General features: G+C 60.6%; 16 protein-coding genes. 9 read left to right on the top strand and 7 right to left on the bottom strand.

Annotated elements, in window-relative coordinates:
- Nucleotides 1–25: 25 nt before the first annotated feature.
- Together HXS66_RS06430 and HXS66_RS06425 are read left to right on the top strand one after the other, a co-directional pair.
- A complete protein-coding gene (locus tag HXS66_RS06430; protein WP_176503119.1) occupies nucleotides 26–844 on the top strand; it encodes a DUF6216 family protein in 819 nt (272 codons plus the stop codon).
- A gap of 44 nt (nucleotides 845–888) precedes the next feature.
- The gene (locus HXS66_RS06425) at nucleotides 889–1,659 is read left to right on the top strand and encodes a restriction endonuclease (protein ID WP_176503118.1); all 771 of its coding nucleotides are present in this window, start codon (nucleotides 889–891) and stop codon (nucleotides 1,657–1,659) included.
- A gap of 256 nt (nucleotides 1,660–1,915) precedes the next feature.
- On the opposite strand, the gene HXS66_RS06420 is transcribed toward HXS66_RS06425, so the two are convergent.
- Both HXS66_RS06420 and HXS66_RS06415 read right to left on the bottom strand, forming a co-directional pair.
- Nucleotides 1,916–3,664, bottom strand: a complete 1,749-nt coding sequence (locus HXS66_RS06420) for a cobalt chelatase (protein ID WP_176503117.1) — start codon at nucleotides 3,662–3,664, stop codon at nucleotides 1,916–1,918.
- Nucleotides 3,661–4,746: an AAA family ATPase gene (locus HXS66_RS06415; RefSeq protein WP_255303131.1), complete on the bottom strand. Its 1,086-nt coding sequence runs from the start codon at nucleotides 4,744–4,746 to the stop codon at nucleotides 3,661–3,663. Before HXS66_RS06415 ends, HXS66_RS06420 begins: the two co-directional genes overlap by 4 nt.
- Nucleotides 4,747–4,941: 195 nt before the next feature.
- On the opposite strand from HXS66_RS06415, the gene thiO reads away from it, so the two are divergent.
- The 3 genes from thiO to HXS66_RS06400 all read left to right on the top strand — a co-directional run bounded on the left by thiO (nucleotide 4,942) and on the right by HXS66_RS06400 (nucleotide 8,269).
- Complete coding sequence (thiO, locus tag HXS66_RS06410; protein ID WP_176503116.1) at nucleotides 4,942–6,081, top strand: glycine oxidase ThiO; 1,140 nt, start codon at nucleotides 4,942–4,944, stop codon at nucleotides 6,079–6,081.
- 220 nt (nucleotides 6,082–6,301) lie between these two features.
- Nucleotides 6,302–6,688: a nuclear transport factor 2 family protein gene (locus HXS66_RS06405; protein ID WP_077374898.1), complete on the top strand. Its 387-nt coding sequence runs from the start codon at nucleotides 6,302–6,304 to the stop codon at nucleotides 6,686–6,688.
- A 117-nt stretch (nucleotides 6,689–6,805) separates the two neighbouring features.
- Nucleotides 6,806–8,269 (top strand): FAD-binding oxidoreductase, encoded by a 1,464-nt coding sequence (locus HXS66_RS06400; protein ID WP_084208080.1) that lies wholly within the window; start codon nucleotides 6,806–6,808, stop codon nucleotides 8,267–8,269.
- A 136-nt stretch (nucleotides 8,270–8,405) separates the two neighbouring features.
- Here the strand turns inward: HXS66_RS06400 and HXS66_RS06395 are convergent, their stop codons facing one another.
- Nucleotides 8,406–9,908 carry a PLP-dependent aminotransferase family protein gene (locus HXS66_RS06395; RefSeq protein WP_136938741.1) on the bottom strand — a complete coding sequence of 501 codons (1,503 nt, stop codon included), beginning with the start codon at nucleotides 9,906–9,908 and terminating at the stop codon, nucleotides 8,406–8,408.
- Nucleotides 9,909–10,359: 451 nt separating this feature from the next.
- Here HXS66_RS06395 and HXS66_RS06390 point away from each other — a divergent pair, with 451 nt between their 5' ends.
- From HXS66_RS06390 to HXS66_RS06375, 4 genes are all read left to right on the top strand, one after another.
- Nucleotides 10,360–11,424 carry a TRAP transporter substrate-binding protein gene (locus HXS66_RS06390; RefSeq protein WP_255303130.1) on the top strand — a complete coding sequence of 355 codons (1,065 nt, stop codon included), beginning with the start codon at nucleotides 10,360–10,362 and terminating at the stop codon, nucleotides 11,422–11,424.
- Nucleotides 11,425–11,542: 118 nt separating this feature from the next.
- Nucleotides 11,543–12,109 carry a TRAP transporter small permease gene (locus tag HXS66_RS06385; protein ID WP_176503115.1) on the top strand — a complete coding sequence of 189 codons (567 nt, stop codon included), beginning with the start codon at nucleotides 11,543–11,545 and terminating at the stop codon, nucleotides 12,107–12,109.
- The gene (locus HXS66_RS06380; RefSeq protein ID WP_205632734.1) at nucleotides 12,106–13,449 is read left to right on the top strand and encodes a TRAP transporter large permease; all 1,344 of its coding nucleotides are present in this window, start codon (nucleotides 12,106–12,108) and stop codon (nucleotides 13,447–13,449) included. Before HXS66_RS06385 ends, HXS66_RS06380 begins: the two co-directional genes overlap by 4 nt.
- 48 nt (nucleotides 13,450–13,497) lie before the next feature.
- Entirely contained in the window at nucleotides 13,498–13,974 is a 477-nt protein-coding gene (locus HXS66_RS06375) for a universal stress protein (RefSeq protein ID WP_077374887.1), read from the top strand.
- 258 nt (nucleotides 13,975–14,232) lie between these two features.
- Here the strand turns inward: HXS66_RS06375 and HXS66_RS06370 are convergent, their stop codons facing one another.
- The 4 genes from HXS66_RS06370 to HXS66_RS06355 all read right to left on the bottom strand — a co-directional run bounded on the left by HXS66_RS06370 (nucleotide 14,233) and on the right by HXS66_RS06355 (nucleotide 18,267).
- The gene (locus HXS66_RS06370) at nucleotides 14,233–14,991 is read right to left on the bottom strand and encodes an IclR family transcriptional regulator (protein WP_084208082.1); all 759 of its coding nucleotides are present in this window, start codon (nucleotides 14,989–14,991) and stop codon (nucleotides 14,233–14,235) included.
- 180 nt (nucleotides 14,992–15,171) lie between these two features.
- Nucleotides 15,172–16,449, bottom strand: a complete 1,278-nt coding sequence (locus HXS66_RS06365) for a TRAP transporter large permease (protein ID WP_176503114.1) — start codon at nucleotides 16,447–16,449, stop codon at nucleotides 15,172–15,174.
- Between the two features lie 10 nt (nucleotides 16,450–16,459).
- A complete protein-coding gene (locus HXS66_RS06360; RefSeq protein ID WP_077374878.1) occupies nucleotides 16,460–17,041 on the bottom strand; it encodes a TRAP transporter small permease in 582 nt (193 codons plus the stop codon).
- The gene (locus HXS66_RS06355) at nucleotides 17,041–18,267 is read right to left on the bottom strand and encodes a TRAP transporter substrate-binding protein (protein ID WP_170877391.1); all 1,227 of its coding nucleotides are present in this window, start codon (nucleotides 18,265–18,267) and stop codon (nucleotides 17,041–17,043) included. The genes HXS66_RS06360 and HXS66_RS06355 overlap by 1 nt, the downstream gene beginning before the upstream one ends.
- Nucleotides 18,268–18,384 lie beyond the last annotated feature (117 nt).

Genomic DNA, 18,384 nt, shown 5'->3' with positions numbered 1-18,384 from the left:
ATATTTCTGGTGAGGAGAGGTTAAGGTGGAAACGATTTACTCTAATTTATGGGAGCTGCCCAGTTTTAGTGCTGCATTATTGTTTTTAATGATCTGTTCAGTCGTATATTTTCATACGAGGTCTGGGTCATCTTATGGACTGTTAAGTCGTTTTTATACATTGATTACAGGAGGAAATGCCTTTTATGACGCCTCTCTACAAAACTTTTGGAAAACTAGGCAGGATGTCGAAAGATTTAATGCTCTGTTTAATATTGGTGCAAAATCTATTGATGATGCTAAAAGGTTTAAAGCTTGGATTGAAGCGCATAATTTAGAAATAAATAGAGTTAGTAGTACAAGTGGATATTTTGATTTCCAAAATATGAGAATAAGAAAGGTGAAGCCTACTAAGTTGATATTGAGTTTTAGTGCTGTTTTATTTTTTCTTGCTTTCTCTTGTTTGTCTTTTGGTATTGGTGTTACAGATTATGCAATAGTTAGGTTTACAGATGATCAAAAATGGTTCGGGTTAAATAAAAATGAAGCAAAGAGTATAAGAGTTAACCCATTTTTTTTCAATGCTTCTGAATGGCTAATAAGTGAAAAAGTTTGTAAGCTTGATGATTATATGCACTCGCAACAGGTCATAAACTCTAAACTAAATAGATATGAAGTTGATTTTGTATGTAGGTCTTTTACTAATGGCGCTGAAATAAAAAGGATAAATTCAATTAAAGATGATCAAAGTAAATTTATATTTTTGTCAATGATATCGTCTGTGCTTTTCTTGTGTTTTATCAATAAGCTTTTTAGGTTGATCAAGGTGAAAGAAGCAAGGAACTACGTGATGAAAAATACATGAAATACAATATTTTATATAATAATAGAAGCTAAAAAGGTATTAGTATGATCGATAGAGAAGAATTTACTGATTGGCATGATCTACAAGATTCTGTTTGTAGGCTATTACAAGACGTCGGACTTATAGCTAACACTGAGGTTAACATTGGAACACCGAGAGGCTCCGTTGAGGTCGATGTTTATGCTATAGATATGGATAGTCTTGATAACATTAGCTATGTGATCGAATGTAAAAATTGGAACACCAAAATACCTCAAGCTATTGTGCATTCTTTTACTACTGTTATGCACGAAACAGGAGCTAATATAGGGTACTTGATTACTAAGAGAGGCCTGCAGTCTGGGGCTGAGAGCTATATCAAAAATACGAATATACATGGCTTGACGTATGAGGAATTTCAGAGAAGGTATTTTTCTGCTTGGTGGGATAGATATTTTTGTCCTACGGTTGGTGATGCTGCATATCGAGTTCACTTGTATACTGAGCCACAAAATACTAGATGCTGGCATGCGTATGAAACCTTATCATTAAAGGAGAAAATTAAATTTCAAAAACTGCGAGGAAAATATTCAGCGATAATAAGTTTTCTTATGATGTTTTCGATGAAAAGAGATTTTTTTATTAATGATTATCCAAGTTTATTGGAAGTGCCTAAGTCATTATCGGAACAAAAAGAAAAGATGAACTTAATTGTTTCACCCTATATGGATATGAATTGCAGTAACTTTCGCGACTTGCATGCGAAGTTGCTTGAATTTATTACTGGTACTGAGAATGAATTTAATACAATTTTTGGAGGTTACATGTGTGATTAATATTAGGCTAACATTACATTTCAATCATATTCCCTGATGTCGAAATCCTAGCGCCATGTGATACACGATTTCATCGGCGAGGACGTTGTCGCGGGGGGCGTTTCGAGGTTAATGACCCACTGTGCAGGGTAGTCGGCGGAGAGAACCAGCCCGAGGCCGAGAATGGCCTGGCGGCGAGAGCGGGTCTGTTGGGCAATCACCCGCTAATGCGGATGATTGCGGAATAACGAGTCATTGGTGATGCTTCATTGCACTCTCACATTCCCTGATGCCGACACGCCAGCGCCATGTGATAGACGATTTCATCGGCGAGGGCGTTGTCGAGGGTGCGTTCGAGGTCGATGATCAGCTGGTTGGGGTAGTAGGCGCTGAGGTCCAGCCCGACGCCGAGGCCGAGGATGGCCTGGCGGCCGGAGCGGGTCTGTTGCGCGACCACCTGCTTGAGGTGGCTGTCGAGGTATTGCTCGTCATTGGCCATGTTGGTGGCGCTGTCACAGGGGCTGCCATCGGAGATGACAACCAGCAGACGGCGCGCACCTTCGTCGGCAGGGGCGTTGTCGGAGAGACGTGAGCAGGCCCATTGCACGGCTTCGCCATCCACGCCTTCGCGGTAGAGATCGGCCTTGAGCAGGGCGCCGAAGTGGCGGCGCGCACGTCGCCACGCCAGTGAGGCGGGCTTGAAGATCAGATACTGCACTTCATTCAGGCGGCCCGGACGTGCAGGCTTGCCGGCGCGTCGCCAGTCCTTGAGGGCGCGGCCACCATTCCAGGCGCCAGTGGTGAAGCCGAGCACCTCGGTGGGCACACCGGCCATGTCCAGCGCGCGGGTGAGTATCTCGATCAGCATCGCCACCGCTTCGCCATGCACCTTCATTGAACCAGAGCAGTCGATCAAAAAACTGACCTGCGCACTGGCCTCGGGCACCCAGCGTTCGCGCTGGAAGACCCGCCGCTCGGCCGGTGAGGAAATCACCTGACTCAGCCGCCGCCCATCGATGATTCCTTCCTCCTCCCCGAAGTGCCATCCCTCACGCTGTGGCGAGCTGAAATGGCGCGCCAGCTGACGTGCCAGGCGCCGCACGTTGATCTTCTGCTCCGCCAGACGCGTATCCAGCGCCTGACGATACTCATCGAGCAGGGCCGCGCGCATGCGCTTGGCCGGTTCCAGCTCGCGGTCATAGGCCGTGGTGAACACCTGATAGGGCAGCAATTCCTCCGGCGCACCACGCCGATGACTCGGCAGCTGCGATGCCACCTGCTCCTCGAGCAGACTCGCTTCCTCATCCTCGTTTTCCAGAAACAGCGCGAAGCGCTGACTGGCCTCTGACTCGTCATCCTCCTCGCCGGCCTGCTCCTCCAGTGATTCGGCCAGTTCCTGCTCCAGCCACAGGCTGATGTTCAGCGCGTGCTGCTGATAGGCCGCCTGATCGAAACGCGTGCGTCTCAGCCCCGCCATGTCTGCGCCCAGCGCCTGGTAGAAGGAGGCGCGCGTCGTCTCGATGTAATCCTCCGTCTCGTGGATCACCGCACAAGCCATCAGGCGCGACCAGCACGACTGGATGACGCTGTAGATCAGGATGCCGCTGCTCGTCTCGGTCAGGCCCGCGTGATAGAAGGCCAGGCACCAGTCGGTGAAGCGCCGCGCCAGATTCTCCTTCACGCCGGGCATGTCAGGATCGACCAGCGCCTCGACGCGCAGCTGCTCCAGCAGGTCATAGATCAGGCGGGTTTCCGGCAACGCCGGACGCGCCGCCAGATGCAGCGCCTCGTCGGTGTGGAGCAGGCGCAGCGCGATGGCATCGCTGACCGCGCGATAGTTGTCGAGCGTGCAGTCATCCTCCTCAAGGCGCAGGTGCGGCGTGCGCAGTGGCAGCGTCTGAGCATGCCGACTCAGGCGCCGCCCTCGATAGGCCCAGCCGGCCTGACCGCTGAGTGCCCCGAGACTCGCCGCCGCAAGCTCCTCGAGATACTGCTGACGACGGCGTACCTGCTGGGCCGCACTCATGCCCGGGCTCCCTTGTCGCTGTCCTGTTCATTCATCAGATCGCTCTCCATCAGTGCCGCGGATTCCTCAAGCTCCCTGGCGAAACAGCGCTGATAGAACTCGGCGACCAGCGGGCGCTCATGCTCATCGCACTTGTTGAGGTAGGAGAGGCGGAAGGCCAGCGCCGGATTGCGGAAGATCTCGCAGTTCTCCGCCCAGGTGATCACGGTTCGCGGCGACATCAGGCTCGACAGATCACCATTGGCGAAGCCCTTGCGGGTGAGGTCCGCCACCGCGACCATCGCGCGAATCAGCGCCTGGCCACGCTCGTTGTCCTTGGCCGGCACGCGGGCCAGCACGATCTTCATTTCCTCATCACGCGGCAGGTAATCCAGCTTGGCGACGATGTTCCAGCGGTCGATCTGCGCATGGTTGAGCAGCTGGGTGCCGTGATAGAGCCCATCCTGATTGCCAAGCCCCACGGTATTGGCGGTGGCGAACAGCCGGAACTGCGGGTGCGGGCGAATCACGCGGTTCTGATCCAGCAGCGTGAAGTGGCCGTCGCGCTCCAGAATGCGCTGGATGACGAACATCACGTCCGGGCGGCCGGCATCGTACTCATCGAAGATCAGCGCGATGGGGCGAGTGAGCGACCAGGGCACGATGCCTTCCTGGAATTCGGTGACCTGCACGCCGTCGCGAATCACGATGGCGTCCTTGCCGACCAGATCCAGCCGGCTGACATGGCCATCGAGATTGACGCGCAGGCACGGCCAGTTGAGGCGCGCGGCGATCTGCTCGATATGGGTCGATTTGCCGGTGCCATGCAGGCCCTGAACCATCACGCGACGGTTGTTGGTGAAGCCGGCGAGGATGGCGAGGGTGACATCGGGATTGAAGCGATAGGCCGTATCGATTTCCGGCACGTGGGCGTCGCGCTCCAGAAAGACCGGCACCTTGAGATCACTGTCGATGCCGAACAGCTCGCGCACGCCGCGCAGCTCAGTGGGCTGCAACTGGCCGGCGGGCAGGGGCTGCTCGGCATTGGCCTGGTCATTGCGCGGGTCGGCGCTGGCATGATGCATCGTGGTGGCGTCGCTCACGGGGTGTCTCCCTCGTCATTCTTGTCGGTGGCTGCCAGGCAGACCTGTATCGGGGAGGTCGGCAAACCTGTCGCGGAGACGCAGGAAAACCGGGCAGCGGCAATGGCTTGAATATAGCTTTGTTTCTAAAAATAATGCAAATCGTATCGAAATATGAGATTTGTGATTGTTCATTCCCCCGCAGGAGCAAGGCAGATGAGCGATACCCTGATCATTGGTGGCGGCGTGATGGGCATGATGATGGCGTGGCAGCTGGCCGAGGCCGGCCAGACGGTCACGCTGCTGGAGCGCGGCCAGTGCGGGCGCGAGGCGTCGTGGGCGGGGGGCGGCATCGTCTCGCCGCTGTATCCGTGGCGCTACTCGAGTGCCATCTCGTCGCTGTCACGCTGGTCAGAAGGCGAATACCCCAGGCTTGCCGAGGCGCTCAAGGAGGCCACCGGTATTGACCCCGAATACCGCCAGAAGGGCTTGATCTACCTGCGGGTGGAGGATGAGGCACTGGCGCTGGACTGGGCACGCACCCAGCACAAGCCGTTGGAGGTGATCGGGCGGGAGGCGCTCTACGCGCGCGAGCCGCATCTGGCGGCGGGCCATCAGCAGGCGCTGTGGATGCCGACGCTGGGCAGTATCCGCAATCCGCGCCTCGGACAGGCGCTGCGCGCACGTCTGCTGGCGCATGTGCGTGTCGAGGTGCGCGAAGGCTGCGAGGTGCAGGAGCTGATGATCGGCGCGGATCACCGCGTCACGGGCGCACGGCTGGTTGATGAGACCGTCAGCGCAGACAACGTCGTGGTGTGTGGCGGCGCCTGGAGCGGCAGGCTGCTGGCCGCGGCCGGTGTGCTGCTGCCGGTGCGCCCGGTGAAGGGCCAGATGATGGTGTTCAATCCGGTGGCGGCGGGGCTTTGCCGCGTGGAAGATCCGCTGCTGTCGCGGGTGGTGCTGTGCGATGGCCGCTACGTGATTCCGCGCGCCGATGGGCGGATTCTGATCGGCTCGACCCTGGAGCATCAGGACTTCGACAAGTCCACCACCTTAGAGGCACGCGAGTCACTGCATGCCAGCGCTGCGAGCATTCTGCCAGCACTCGGCGAGCTTGAACCGGAGCATCACTGGGCGGGCCTGCGCCCGGGCACGCCGGATGGCACGCCCTTCATCGGCGCGGTGCCGGGGCTTGCAGGGCTTTATGTGAATGCGGGCCACTACCGTAACGGCCTGGTGCTGGCGCCGGCTGCCACGCGTCTGCTCAGTGACATTCTGCTGGGCCGCGAGAGCTTCATGTCGGCTCAGGCCTTCACGCCGCCGGGAGTCGAGATCGCCACCGCTCTGGCGAGTTGACCCCGCTGTCTCGCGCGGACTTGCGGAGGGGGATGGGTCCAGTTGGCATCAGGCACGCCGCAATGGCGCCAACTGGCCCAATCGCTGGCCGCCAACTGGTGCTAAAGGGCAGTGATGGCAGGGGCGTAGTCTCGGGGCATGGCGCAGCGATCGCTGATGCCCTTGCTCAAACGACACGCTCGACCAACAAGCCCAACAACAAGACTGCGGAGCCCGACCCATGACCCACCAAGCCACCATCGAACTGCTGAGTGCCTTCTGCGATGCCCTCAACCGTCACGACATCGACGACTGCCTGTCGATGATGACCGATGACTGCGAATTCCTCGCCATCGCCGGGCCGGAACTCGAAGGCAAGACCTTCGCCGGTCAGGACGCAGTGCGCGCGGGCCTCTCCGCTGCCTGGCAGAACGCGCCGGATGCCCAGTGGATCGACGCGGAAATCTTCGCCGATGGCGAGCGTGGCTTCGTCATCAGCACCTACACCGGCACCACCGCCGATGGCGCGCGCAGCGAAGCGCGCATGATCGATGCCTTCACGCTGCGTGACGGCAAGATCGCGATAAAGAACGCCTTCCGCAAGAATCGTCCGCCCGTCAATGTCTGAGCGCCAGCGGCGCATCGATCAGGGAAGCGGTTTCTGAAGCTGTCTTTGCCCCGGGGCAGCACGTCATGGCGTCAGGTCATGGCATGCGCGCCCTGCGGGTGAGAGGAGGTGTTCGAGATGGAAACTATCGTGCAGCACGGCGCCCGGCCAGATGAGGTGGGCAGCGAGTCAGAGCAGCGCCCGGCCACTCAGGCTTCTCAGCCGTATGACCCGGCCTATGACCCGCTGGTGAGCGCCACCCCCGGCGAAGGGCGCGACTACGCGCCGACCTACTGGGTCGCCACCGCCGGTGAGCCGCCGCAGGATGATGGCCCGGTGATGGGTGATATCGACGCCGATGTGGTGATCGTCGGCTCCGGCTTCACCGGACTCACCGCCGCCATCGTGCTGGCCGAGAAGTACGGCATCAAGGCCACCGTGCTGGAGGCCAATCGGGTCAGCTGGGGCTGCTCGACCCGCAATGGCGGCCAGGCGCAGTGCGCCACCGGACGCCTCAAGCGCTCGCAGTGGATCGAGCGTTACGGGCTTGAGGCCGCCCATGGCCTGCATCGCGAGTGCGTCGAGGGCATGGAGAATTTCAAGGAGCTGATCAAGGACATCGACTGCGATCCGCAGCCGGGCGGTCACCTGTACATCGCCCACCGCGAGCGCATGATGCCGGGGCTGGAGAAGGAGGCGCGCCTGTTGCGCGAGACCTTCCACTACGATGCCCGCATCATCGATGGTGCCACGGTGCGCAACGAGTGGGTCGGGGATGAAGAGGCCTGCGGCGCGATGCACGAGCCGGAAGGTATCGGCGTGCACCCGGGAAAGTTGGCCTTCGGCTATCTGCGCAAGGCGCGACGTCTGGGGGTGAAGGTACACCCGGCAAGCCCGGTGGAGAGCTGGGAGACCCGCGATGGCGTGCACTATCTGAGAACGCCGGGTGGCGTGGTCAAGGCGCGCTCGGTGGGCATGGCTACCGGCGGTTACACCTCCGGCAAGCTGCATCCGGAGCTCGACAAGCGCCTGATGCCGGTGTTGTCCAACTCGCTGGTGACGCGCCCGCTGACGGCGCAGGAAATCGAGGCGACACGCTTTCATACCCACCAGGTGCTGACCGACACTCGCGTGCTGCGCCATTACTACCGTCTGCTGCCGGACAACCGCTTGCAGATCGGCAGCCGCAGTGCCGTGTCAGGCCGTGACGCGCCCAAGGCGCAATACGAGCAGCTGCTGATCGCCGACATGCATCGCAAGTTCCCGGCGCTGACCGGCATCGAGGTCGATTACTCCTGGTGGGGCTGGGTGGATGTCAGTCACGACATGATGCCGCGTATCCACCAGCCGGACCCCAAGCAGAGCGTCTATTACGCCATGGGCTATGGCGGCAACGGCGTGATGTACTCCGCCCAGGCGGGCAAGCGTCTCGCCCAGTGGATCGCCAGGGACGCGGCGGATCTGGTGCTGCCGATCTTCCAGTCACGCCTGCCGTATCCCAATGTGCTCAACAAGGTCGAATCGCCGCTGTTCGCGCCGTTCCGTCGCACCGGCCAGCGTTGCCTGTATCGCTGGTATGCGATGAAGGACGAGGCGCAGTAGCCCTGCAATTGACATGGTCTGCAAGCGCGATTGCCTGAAGGACAAGAGACTCCCTGATTGCCACGTCTTGTTGGTCAGTCAGGGAGTCTATTTTTTAGCTATAGGGTAATCATTCGCCATTAGTGCCTGTCGAGAATCAGGCGCTCATGTCAGTGACTCTTTCGGGTGCCTGCATCGCCAGTGGCACCAGCTCGGCCAGTTTCATGATGCCGGCTTCGATACGCGATTCCGGAATCGCCGAGAAGCCGAGGCGGAAGTAGTGGCGATGACGGTCGCGATCGCAGAAGAAGTGCAGATCGCCCACCTCGATCAGAATGCTCTGCTGGCGGGCGAGGGCGGCCAGTCGATGGGCATCCAGGCTGGCCGGCCCGTGCATCCAGAAGCAGGAACCGCCATAGGTGGAGGGCGTGCTCATCATCGGCAGGTGACGCAGGATGGCGTCGCGCATCACCAGGAAGCGGCGCTGCATCACCTGATGCATCTGGTTGAGCAGGCTGTCGTGATAGCCCCGCGCGATGAAAAGACCCACCGCGCGCTGATTGTTGGTCGGCGGATGGCGCAGCATCAGGCGGCGCAGCGCACGCGCCTCACGAATCAGCGTGGGGTGCGCGACCATGTAGCCCAGGCGCAGGCCGGGGGCGAGGGTCTTGGAGAGGCTGCCGACATAGATGACCCGCTTGTGGCGATCGAGACTCTTGAGCGCTGGCGTCGGGTTGTCGGCGTAGTTGCTCTCGCTCTCGTAGTCGTCCTCGATGATCAGGAAATTGCCCGTCTCGGCCATGTCCAGCAGCTGGCGGCGGCGCTCCAGCGGCAAGGTCACGCCGGTGGGCGACTGGTGACTGGGCGAGACGAACACCAGCCGGCAGTCCTTGAGCGATTCCACCGGCTGCAGGCCCTTGCCGTCGATGGGCAGCAGCTGGATGTCGTCCGTGAAGGTACGCGCGATGTTGTACATGTCGACGTAGCCCGGGTTTTCCATCGCGAACCGCTGGCCCTGCTTGAGCAGCAGCATGCAGCTGATCCACAGCGCCTGCTGCGCCCCCACCGTGATCAGGATCTCCTCCGGGCTTGCCCAGACCCCCCGGCGTGGCAACAGCCGCTGGTGAATCTGCTCGACCAGCAACGGGTCATCATGATTGATGTGGTCCACCGACCAGCTGCGAATCGACGGCACGCTCATCGAGTCCCGGCTGCATTCCCGCCAGTGCTGGGTGGGGAAGAATTCCGGGTCCAGCTGGCCATACAGGAAGGGGTAGTCGTACTGGTGCCAGTCGCCGGGTTTCTCGATGGCACGTTGCACGGAGGGCTTGATGGCCAGGCGCTCATCCCAGTCGAGGCTGTCGGCGTCGATGTCATTGAGGCGTACCGGCGTGTCGGCGCGGCCCTTGAGAATGTCGGGGTTGATGAAATAGCCGCTGCGCTGGCGCGCGATCAGGAAGCCGTCATCCAGCAGCTGGTCATAGGCCAGCATCACGGTATTGCGCGCGACATTCAGCTCGCGGGCCAGCTTGCGGCTGGAGGGCAGTGCCTCATCGCGGGGCAGATGGCCCTCGAGAATGGCTTGCGAGATCTGCTCGCGTATCTGGAACTGCAGACTTTCCTTGCGCGAGGCATCGAGGTGAAACAGCGGGTGGCTCATGCATCTTCTCTGTTGTTGTCGCGGGGATCTTCGTGGAAGTCCCCGTTTTTCATGCATTTTTCATACCTGCCTGTCCCGTCATGTCCAGGGCGAGCGGTGAGCTTGATCGCCTCGTCATGCGTCGGGAATGCCCTCATTGAGGCAGACGGCGCGGGGCAGGGCAAGCGCCTGGCGAGACTGGCCCCATCGATGGGAGTGGACTGGTTCTATGGAGGTCTGGCGCAGGGGAAGAAAGTGAAGTGGCAAGCACAGTGACAGCACGATGCGACTTCCCACTCCCTCTCTTGAGGGCTGCAGATGAGTGTGTGATGGACCTCGTGAATGACAGACCGACACTGCTGGAGGTGGGAGGCAGAGAGGGCGTCATTGACGAGTGCCGGTGCAGTGCCACGCTCGCGGTCACACGCAGCCGTCAGGAGCCCGCAACAACAATAACGACGGGACAGACAAGATGATCGACTCGACACAGACCCAATCAGCAGACCTCCGCGACTTCTCTGGCGCCAGCGCGCTCAAGGCGTCATTGGCCGTCGCGGTGACGGCCGCGAGTCTGGCCATGGCCGGGGGCGCCAATGCCGCGACCTGGAAGATGGCCCTGGGGGACGCCGCCGGTGGCACCCAGTACGAGCTGGGCAAGACCTTCGCAAGCCTGGTGGAAGAGAAGTCCGGCGGTGACATCAAGGTTGACCTCTTCCCCAACGGCCAGCTGGGCAGCGAGCAGGACACCGTCAACAACGCCAGCATGGGCCTGGTGGATCTGTCGGTGGTGGCGATCAACAACCTGACGCCCTTCTCGCCGACCGTCGGCGTGCTGACCCTGCCGTATGTCATCCACGGCCCTGACGATGCCAAGGCGCTGACCCACGGCAAGATCGGCGATGAGCTGCGTGACAATACCCTGCGCGATTCCGGTATCCGCATTCTGGGCTGGGCCTATTCCGGCTGCCGTCGTCTGACCAATTCCAAGCAGGCCGTCGCCTCACCCGAGGACCTGGCCGGCATGGTCATCCGCGTGCCCAAGAACGAGATCATGATCTCCTCCTACCAGTCCTGGGGCGTCAATCCCAACCCGCTGGCGTGGTCCGAGACCTTCACCGCCCTGCAACAGGGTGTCGTCGATGGCCAGGACAATCCCTACATCACCATCGATGCCATGAAGTTCTATGAAGTGCAGAACCACGTCACCGACAGCTGTTACGTGTTCTCGATGGAACCGTTGATCATGGGCGAAGGCACCTTCCAGAGCTTGAGCGAAGAGCAGCAGACGCTGGTGCTGGCGGCGGGTGAAGAGGCGACGTCCCACAGCTACGACTACCTGCTGGCCACCGAGGATTCCATCAAGAAATCACTGGTGGAAGAGCACGGCATGACCATCACCCAGCCCGCCAATGACGAAAAGGAATGGATCGCCAAGGCGTCCAGCATCTGGCCGGACTTCTACGACAGCATCGGTGGGCGCGACAAGCTGGTGGAAGTGCTCGAGACACTCGGGCGTGATCCGTCCACCGCTCCCTGATGACGCGCTGAGCTGCTGAGGCTTTCAACGGCCCGTCCGCCACTCCCCTGTCTGTCGTCCTGCGAAGGGCGCCAGGCAGGGGGTGGCGAACGCCATCGATGTCAGGAGACGTATCTGCATGCGGATATTTCTGAAGTGTCTGGACAATCTCGAGAATTATCTCTGCCAGTGCCTGCTGGTGGTGTTCGTCATCATTCTCTTCGCGCAGATCATGCTGCGTAACCTTTTCAGCTACTCGATTCCCTGGGGAGACGAGCTGGCGACCTATGCCTTCGTGTGGTTTGCCTATCTCGGGGCGGTCTATGCCACCCGCATGTCGGCGCACAACCGCGTGACCTTCCAGTTCCGTTTTCTGCCGCGCTGGGTGGAAACCGCCTGTGGCGTGCTCACCGATATCATCTGGATCGCCTTCAATGCGGTGTTCATCTATTACAGCTACGACTTCGTGTTCAACAAGATGAACCTGTTCTGGAAGTCGCAGACGATGGGCGTGCCGATGAAGTACTTCTATCTGATTCTGCCGCTGGCCTTTACCGCCATGACGGTGCGCATTCTCCAGACCAACTATCTCAAGTTCGTGCGCAAGGAAGACATCGTGGACCCGGATTCCCAGGCAATGCAGGAGCTGAAGCAGACAGGACCATCCGTCAATGATGACGACAAGCGCGGGAGCGGGACACCATGATCGATTCCACCATCATCTATATCCTGTTTGGCGTCTTCTTCCTGCTGCTGGTGCTTGGCGCACCGATCACCGTCTCGCTGGGGGTCGCGGCACTGGCGACCTACCTGAGCATCGGCGAGAACCCGATGGCCTTCGTGCAGATCGCCTTTACCTCGGTGGGCGCCTTCCCGCTGATGGCATTGCCGGCCTTCATTCTGGCCGGGGCGCTGATGGAGGCCGCCGGCATCTCGCGGCGTCTTGTCGATATCGCCGAGGCCTTTGCCGGCCCGGTGACCGGGGGACTTGCCGCCGCCACGGTGTTTGCCTGCATGTTCTTCGGTGCGATTTCCGGCTCCGGACCTGCCACCACGGCGGCGGTCGGCATGCTGATGATTCCGGCGATGGCCAAGCGCGGCTATGACCGGGGATATGCCTCGGCGGTCACGGCGTCTTCCGGTGGACTGGGCGTGGTGATTCCACCCTCGATCCCGATGGTGATCTTCGGGATTTCCGGCATGGGGCTGCAGCCACCTCCCGAAGCGGTGGCGCTGCATGGCGATTTCCAGACACTCTCCATCCCGAAGCTGTTCATCGCGGGTGTCATGCCCGGCGTGGTGATCGCCGGCTTCCTGCTGATGATCAACTACGTGATCTCGAAGAAACGCGGCTATCGCGGGCTGACCAACAGCTGGTCGTGGACACATATCCGCGCCACCTTGAGGAAGGGGATCTGGTCGATGCTGGCGCCCTTCATCATCCTCGGCGGCATCTACAGCGGCCTGTTCACGCCGACCGAATCCGCCATCGTCGCCATCGTCTACACCCTGATCGTCGGCATCTTCCTGCACAAGGAACTCAAGTGGAAGCCGACGCTGCGCACTCTGGAAACCACCACCTGGATCACCGGTCGCGTGCTGCTGATCCTGTTCACGGCGACGGTGTTCGGGCGGCTGCTGGTCGAGCAACGCGTGCCGGCCCATATCGCCGAGGGCATGCTGGCGATGACCGACAACCTCTATCTCATCTGGGCGATGATCATCGTCTTCCTGCTGTTCGTCGGCATGTTCATGGAGACGCTGGCCGCGATCATGATTCTCACCCCGGTGCTGCTGCCGATCATGTACATGCTGGGGATGGACCCGGTGCACGTGGGCATCGTGGTGGTCTGTGCGCTGGCCATCGGCTTCCAGACGCCACCGCTGGGGGAGAACCTATTCGTGGCCTCGGGGATAGGCGGGGCCTCCATCGAGGAGATTTCGCTCAAGGCATTGCCCTTTGCAGCAGGGTCGGTGGCGGCCATCTTCCTGATCGCCTATGTGCCTGAGATCTCGCTGTGGCTACCCAGGGTGATGGGTTACTGAAAGGCCATCGGCACCTGATGCCTCTCATCAACGGCAAGGAGAGTGGATATGCCGGCAGTCAGACGAATCCTGTGTTGTGTGGGCCTGCGCGGAGACTGTGAGCGGGTACTGGCGCGCTCGGTATGGTTGGCGGGCGCGACGGGCGCCGAGCTGCATGTGCTGCATGCGGTGAAGGCGCTGTCGGATGACGTGATGAACACCCTCAAGGTCAACATCCGTCACAAGCCGACGCTGGAGGGCCTGATGCAGCAACGGCTCGATCAGGCGAGGGAGAACCTGGAAAAGATGATGGAGGACTTCTGGAGCACCCATGACGACGGCGATCCACGTCCGATGATCGCCGGGTTGAATGTGGTGGAGGGCTATCCGGCCTCGGAGATCATTCGCTACGCCACGCGCCATGACTGCGACATGATCATCATGGCCACCAACAAGCGCGGCTTCGTGGCCTCCTACGCGGGCAAGGTCACCAAGGGGGTGATCAAGCGCGCCAGCATTCCGGTGGTGGTGGTACCGACGCCCTGAGCCCAGGGGGAGAGACGCCCCGAAAGAGACGCCTCGAAAGAGACGCCTTGGAAACAGGCGGAGGCAGCAAGACGGCATATGAAACAGCTCGCCCCCACAGGACAGCAGACTGTCTGCGGGGGCGAGCTGTTTGAGTGTCATGCAACTCGAGCGATGCCAGTCGAGCGATGCCAGTCGAGTGATCTCTTTCGGGCTATGCCAGTCGGGCGATGTCTTTCGGGCGATGTCTTTCGGGCGATGCAGCGGGGAAGCCGCGGGCTAGAGCGTACCTTCCAGTTCAGTGGCGATCTGGCGCATCAGCGGTGCCCATTCCAGCAAGGACTCGATGGAGTGGCGCAGGCGCGGCGCATGGATCGCCAGGGTGGCCTGGATCTGGCCGACCTCATCGAAGACCGGCACGGCAATCGCCACCATGCCCTGGATGAACTCCTCGTCGTCGGTGCTCAGCTGATTGCGCACCACGGTGTCGAGTGCCTCTTCCAGCGTGGCCCGCGAGGTCAGCGTGCAGGGCGTATGGGCCTCGAGCGCGAGACTCTGCAGCAGCGCGCGGCGACGGTGCAGCGGCATCAGTGCCAGAAACAGCTTGCCGCTCGCGGTGCAGTGCAAGGGCAGGTGCGAGCCGGGGGCCAGCTGGATACGCACCGGCCAGTTGGTTTCCACGCGGTCGTAGTACATCACCTCGTGGCCATCCAGCAGGGTCAGGTTGCAGGTCTCGCCGACCTTCCCGGCCAGTTTCTCCAGCAGCACGCGGCGTGGCGCCTTGAGGCCCTCATTGGCCAGTGCACCCAGCGACATGCGCCGGAAACGCTGGCCGGGCAACAGGTGACGGCCATCCAGATCCCGGCTGATCAGCTGCTGTTCTTCCAGCTGCTTGAGCAGACGGTGCACGGTGGGCTTGGGTATCTCGAAGCGCTTCTCGAGATCCGCGGCGCTGATGGGGTGCTGAGCGGTGACGACCTCTTCCAGCAGGCCCAGCGCGCGAAAGAGCGTCGAATTCGTGGGAGTGTCCTTGCTCATCTAGTGTCCTCATCCTGCCTGTCGGTGCATGTCGCGGAAGGTCTCAAGGAATATGTCGGCCGTCAGGTGCAGGTTGGCTGGGCGTCAGTGCATCGATTCATCACGTCACCCGGGAAGGGGGTATCCGCAGCGGCAATGAGACGAAGACAGCCCCTCGCGGGGCTGTCGATGAGGCTAGTGTTACAGGTTTACCAGGAACAGGGAAAGAGACGGAATCAGACAGATGGCCAGCCAGCAGGCCATCAGGGCGATGAAGTAGGGAATCACGTACTTCACCAGTCTGACGTAGGAGATGCCGGTGATGCTGCTGGCGACATACAGATTGAGCCCGAAGGGGGGCGTGACGAAGCCGATGGCCGCACCGACCAGGAAGATGACCGAGAAGTGGATCGGGTCCACGCCGGCCTGCTGGGCGATGGGGGCGAGAATCGGCGCCAGGATGATGGTCACCGGCAGGCTTTCCAGAATCATGCCGGCCAGCAGGATGATCAGCATGCAGGTGCCAAGCGTCAGATAGTAGTTGTCGATACCGCTTAGCATGTCGCTGAGCGCCTGACCGGCCCCCAGTACCGACAGCAGCTGCTGCATGACGACGGAAATGGCGATCAGCGGTGCCAGCATGCCGGCGATCTGGCCTGAGCGCAGCATGATGGTGGGCAGCTTCTTCAGGCTGATTTCCCGTGTGATCAGCAGTCCCGCGATCATGGTGAAGCCCACGGTGATGGCGGCGGCTTCCGTCGGCGAGAACTTGCCCGAGTAGATGCCGTAGACCACCACGCCGATGGTTGCGAAGCCCAGATAGGCCTTGCGTGCCAGCCTCGCGCTGACGCCCGCCTTGAAGGGTTGCAGCTGGCCCCAGCCATTTCGGCGGGCCACCAGATAGCAGGCGACCATCATCGCGATGACCATCAGGGCGCCCGGCACCATGCCGGCGATGAACAGGTCGCTGATCGACAGATTCATCATGAAGCCGTAGACGATGAAGATGATGCTGGGCGGAATGATGATGCCCACGGTGCCGCCGGAGGCGGCCGTGGCGGCCGCGAAGCGTTCGTCATAGCCGTTCTTGACCATCTCGGGCTGCATGATCGAGCCGATGGTGGCGGTGGTGCCGGCGTTGGAGCCGGAAATCGCCGCGAACAGACCACAGGCGCCGAGGGTCGACATGCCCATGCCGCCGCGCATCCAGCTCAGGGTCGAGTAGGCGAAGTCGGAGAGTCGCTTGGCGATCCCCGCCGCGTTGATCAGGTCCCCCGTGAGGATGAACAGCGGCAGCGCCAGCAGGCCGAAGAAGCTCAGGCCCTGGAAGAGGGTGACCCCGACATTGGCCAGCGTGAAGTCGATCACCAGACTGGTGCCGACCACCCACAGGCCGATGACGAGGAAGATGGGCACCCCCAGCAGGAAGAAGGCCGTCACGCCCGCCGTGATCAGGGAGATCCAGATGCTGTCAGTCATGATGACCTCCTCAGTCCATGATGGACGGTTGCAGGTTGAAGGACTCGCCGCGGCGATAGCGCGCCCAGTCGGCGTAGAGATTCTGCAGCACGCGATAGATGATCATCACCCACGCCAGCGGCGTGGCGAGGTAGAACCACCACTGCATGACGTTGTCGGTGCCCGGCACGATGGCGTAGTTGTCATAGGCCAGCGTCACCTGGGTGGTGGTGAAGTAGATCACCATCAGTCCGAAGCCGATCCACAGCACGGCATCCAGAATCAGACAGGCGAACTGGCCACCGCGCGGCAGCTTCATGCGGATCTCGTTGAGGCTCAGGTGAGTGCGCTTCTTGACGTTGAGCGAGGCGCCGAACCAGGTCAGCCACAGGAACAGCAGCACCGGAATGCTGGTGCTCCAGGGGGCCTGCAGGCCGAAGAAGAAGCGCCGGATGACTTCGACGAAGATGATGCCGGCCATGCCGGAATAGGCGATCAGGATGACGACCTGTTCCAGATGGGCATCCAGCCACAGGAAGGGACGCGCCCAGGGCGCGGCCTTCTTGATGGCGGGGTGCTTGGTCGGTTGGCTGAAGATGGTGGTATCGCCCATTACCCCCTCCACCAGCGCTGCGGCTTGACGTTGACGGCGGCAGTGTCGCGGGAGATCTCACGCGCGACGGCATGGATTTCCTGATAGATGTCGAGACCGCCGGACCACTTGTTGAGGCGCTCACGCCATTGCTCCCACGGCTCGGGATTGAATTCCGGCGAGCACATCTGTTCGGCACGTGAGCGTTCGGCATCCGACAGCGGTGCCACGCGCACGTTGTTCTCGGCGAAGACGGTGCCGGGGGCGGGGTGCTCGGTGGCCCCGACGATCTCGAAGCGCCCGGCCTCGTTCATGCCCTGGGTGAAGATCTGCGCGCAGTAGGCGGACTCCATCACCTGGTCCTGCAGTTCTGCGCCGAGGCTGTCGAACTTGGGCAGGCTCATGCCGGTGTGCTCGGTGCCGGCGAAGAAGCGCAGGTCGACGGCCTGGGAGACCACCGGGGCCATGCCGGCGTAGGCCACGGCGCTCATCCAGGTCTCGGCGCCATCCAGCAGGCCCTGACGCAGGCCATCGAGGGTCTCTTCCCAGGCGACCGGCACCGGATTCAGGCCCAGCTGCTCCATGGCGATCCGGCCCATCTGGGTGCCGGTGACGCGGTTCTTGGTGCCCTTGAGCTGGTCGATGCTGGTGACCAGCGGTTTGTCCTGCCACTTGAGGCCGAGCATGATGCCGCGCAGGTCACAGTGGGTGAACAAAAACTGCAGGTTGTGGCGCTGGCGCAGGGGTTCACGCAGCAGCTGCTCGCTCTTCCTGTGATAGAAGAAGTGGAACATCGAGGCGACGGTGGGGAACAGATAGGCGAAGTCGAGCACGTTCAGGTAGGGCGCGCTGCCCGAGGAATTCTGGGTGGAGGCCGAGTAGATGTCGACGATGCCCTGCTGGGTCTTGGCCACGCAGTCCAGCTGGTTGCAGACCTCGTTGCTGCCCATGAATTCGACGCGGATGGCGCCGTTGGTGCGTTCTTCCAGATCCCGCGCGAAGAACAGCTGGCCGGACTTCTGGATATCGAGATTGCGCTCGTTGAAGCCCGAGGCACCGAAGCGCAGCTGGAACTTGGGCGCTGTCTTGTAGCGTTTCTGCTGCTCCTGATCGGCGGCACGCGCCAGCGTGGACGCGGTAAGACCTGCGCCGAGGCCGGTGGCGGCCAGCAGGGTCGAGGTCAGACCGAAGCGGCCCGAGATGTCGAGAAAGTCACGGCGTGACAACTTGCTGAGTGGCGTTGGCATGGTAGTGCTCCCGGTGTTGTGTTTGCTTTTGTGGTGGGATGCAGTCTGGGCTGAACGCAGTGGGAATCTGGTGTTCCCTGGCGTCATGACACCTGTTGGCGTCTTTTTCTTGTGGTG

The organism is Cobetia sp. 5-11-6-3 (genome assembly GCF_013374055.1).
GTDB classification, from domain to species: domain Bacteria; phylum Pseudomonadota; class Gammaproteobacteria; order Pseudomonadales; family Halomonadaceae; genus Cobetia; species Cobetia marina.
The sequence above is the reverse complement of the archived record's forward strand: the minus strand, read 5'-3'. Positions and strand labels throughout refer to the sequence as shown.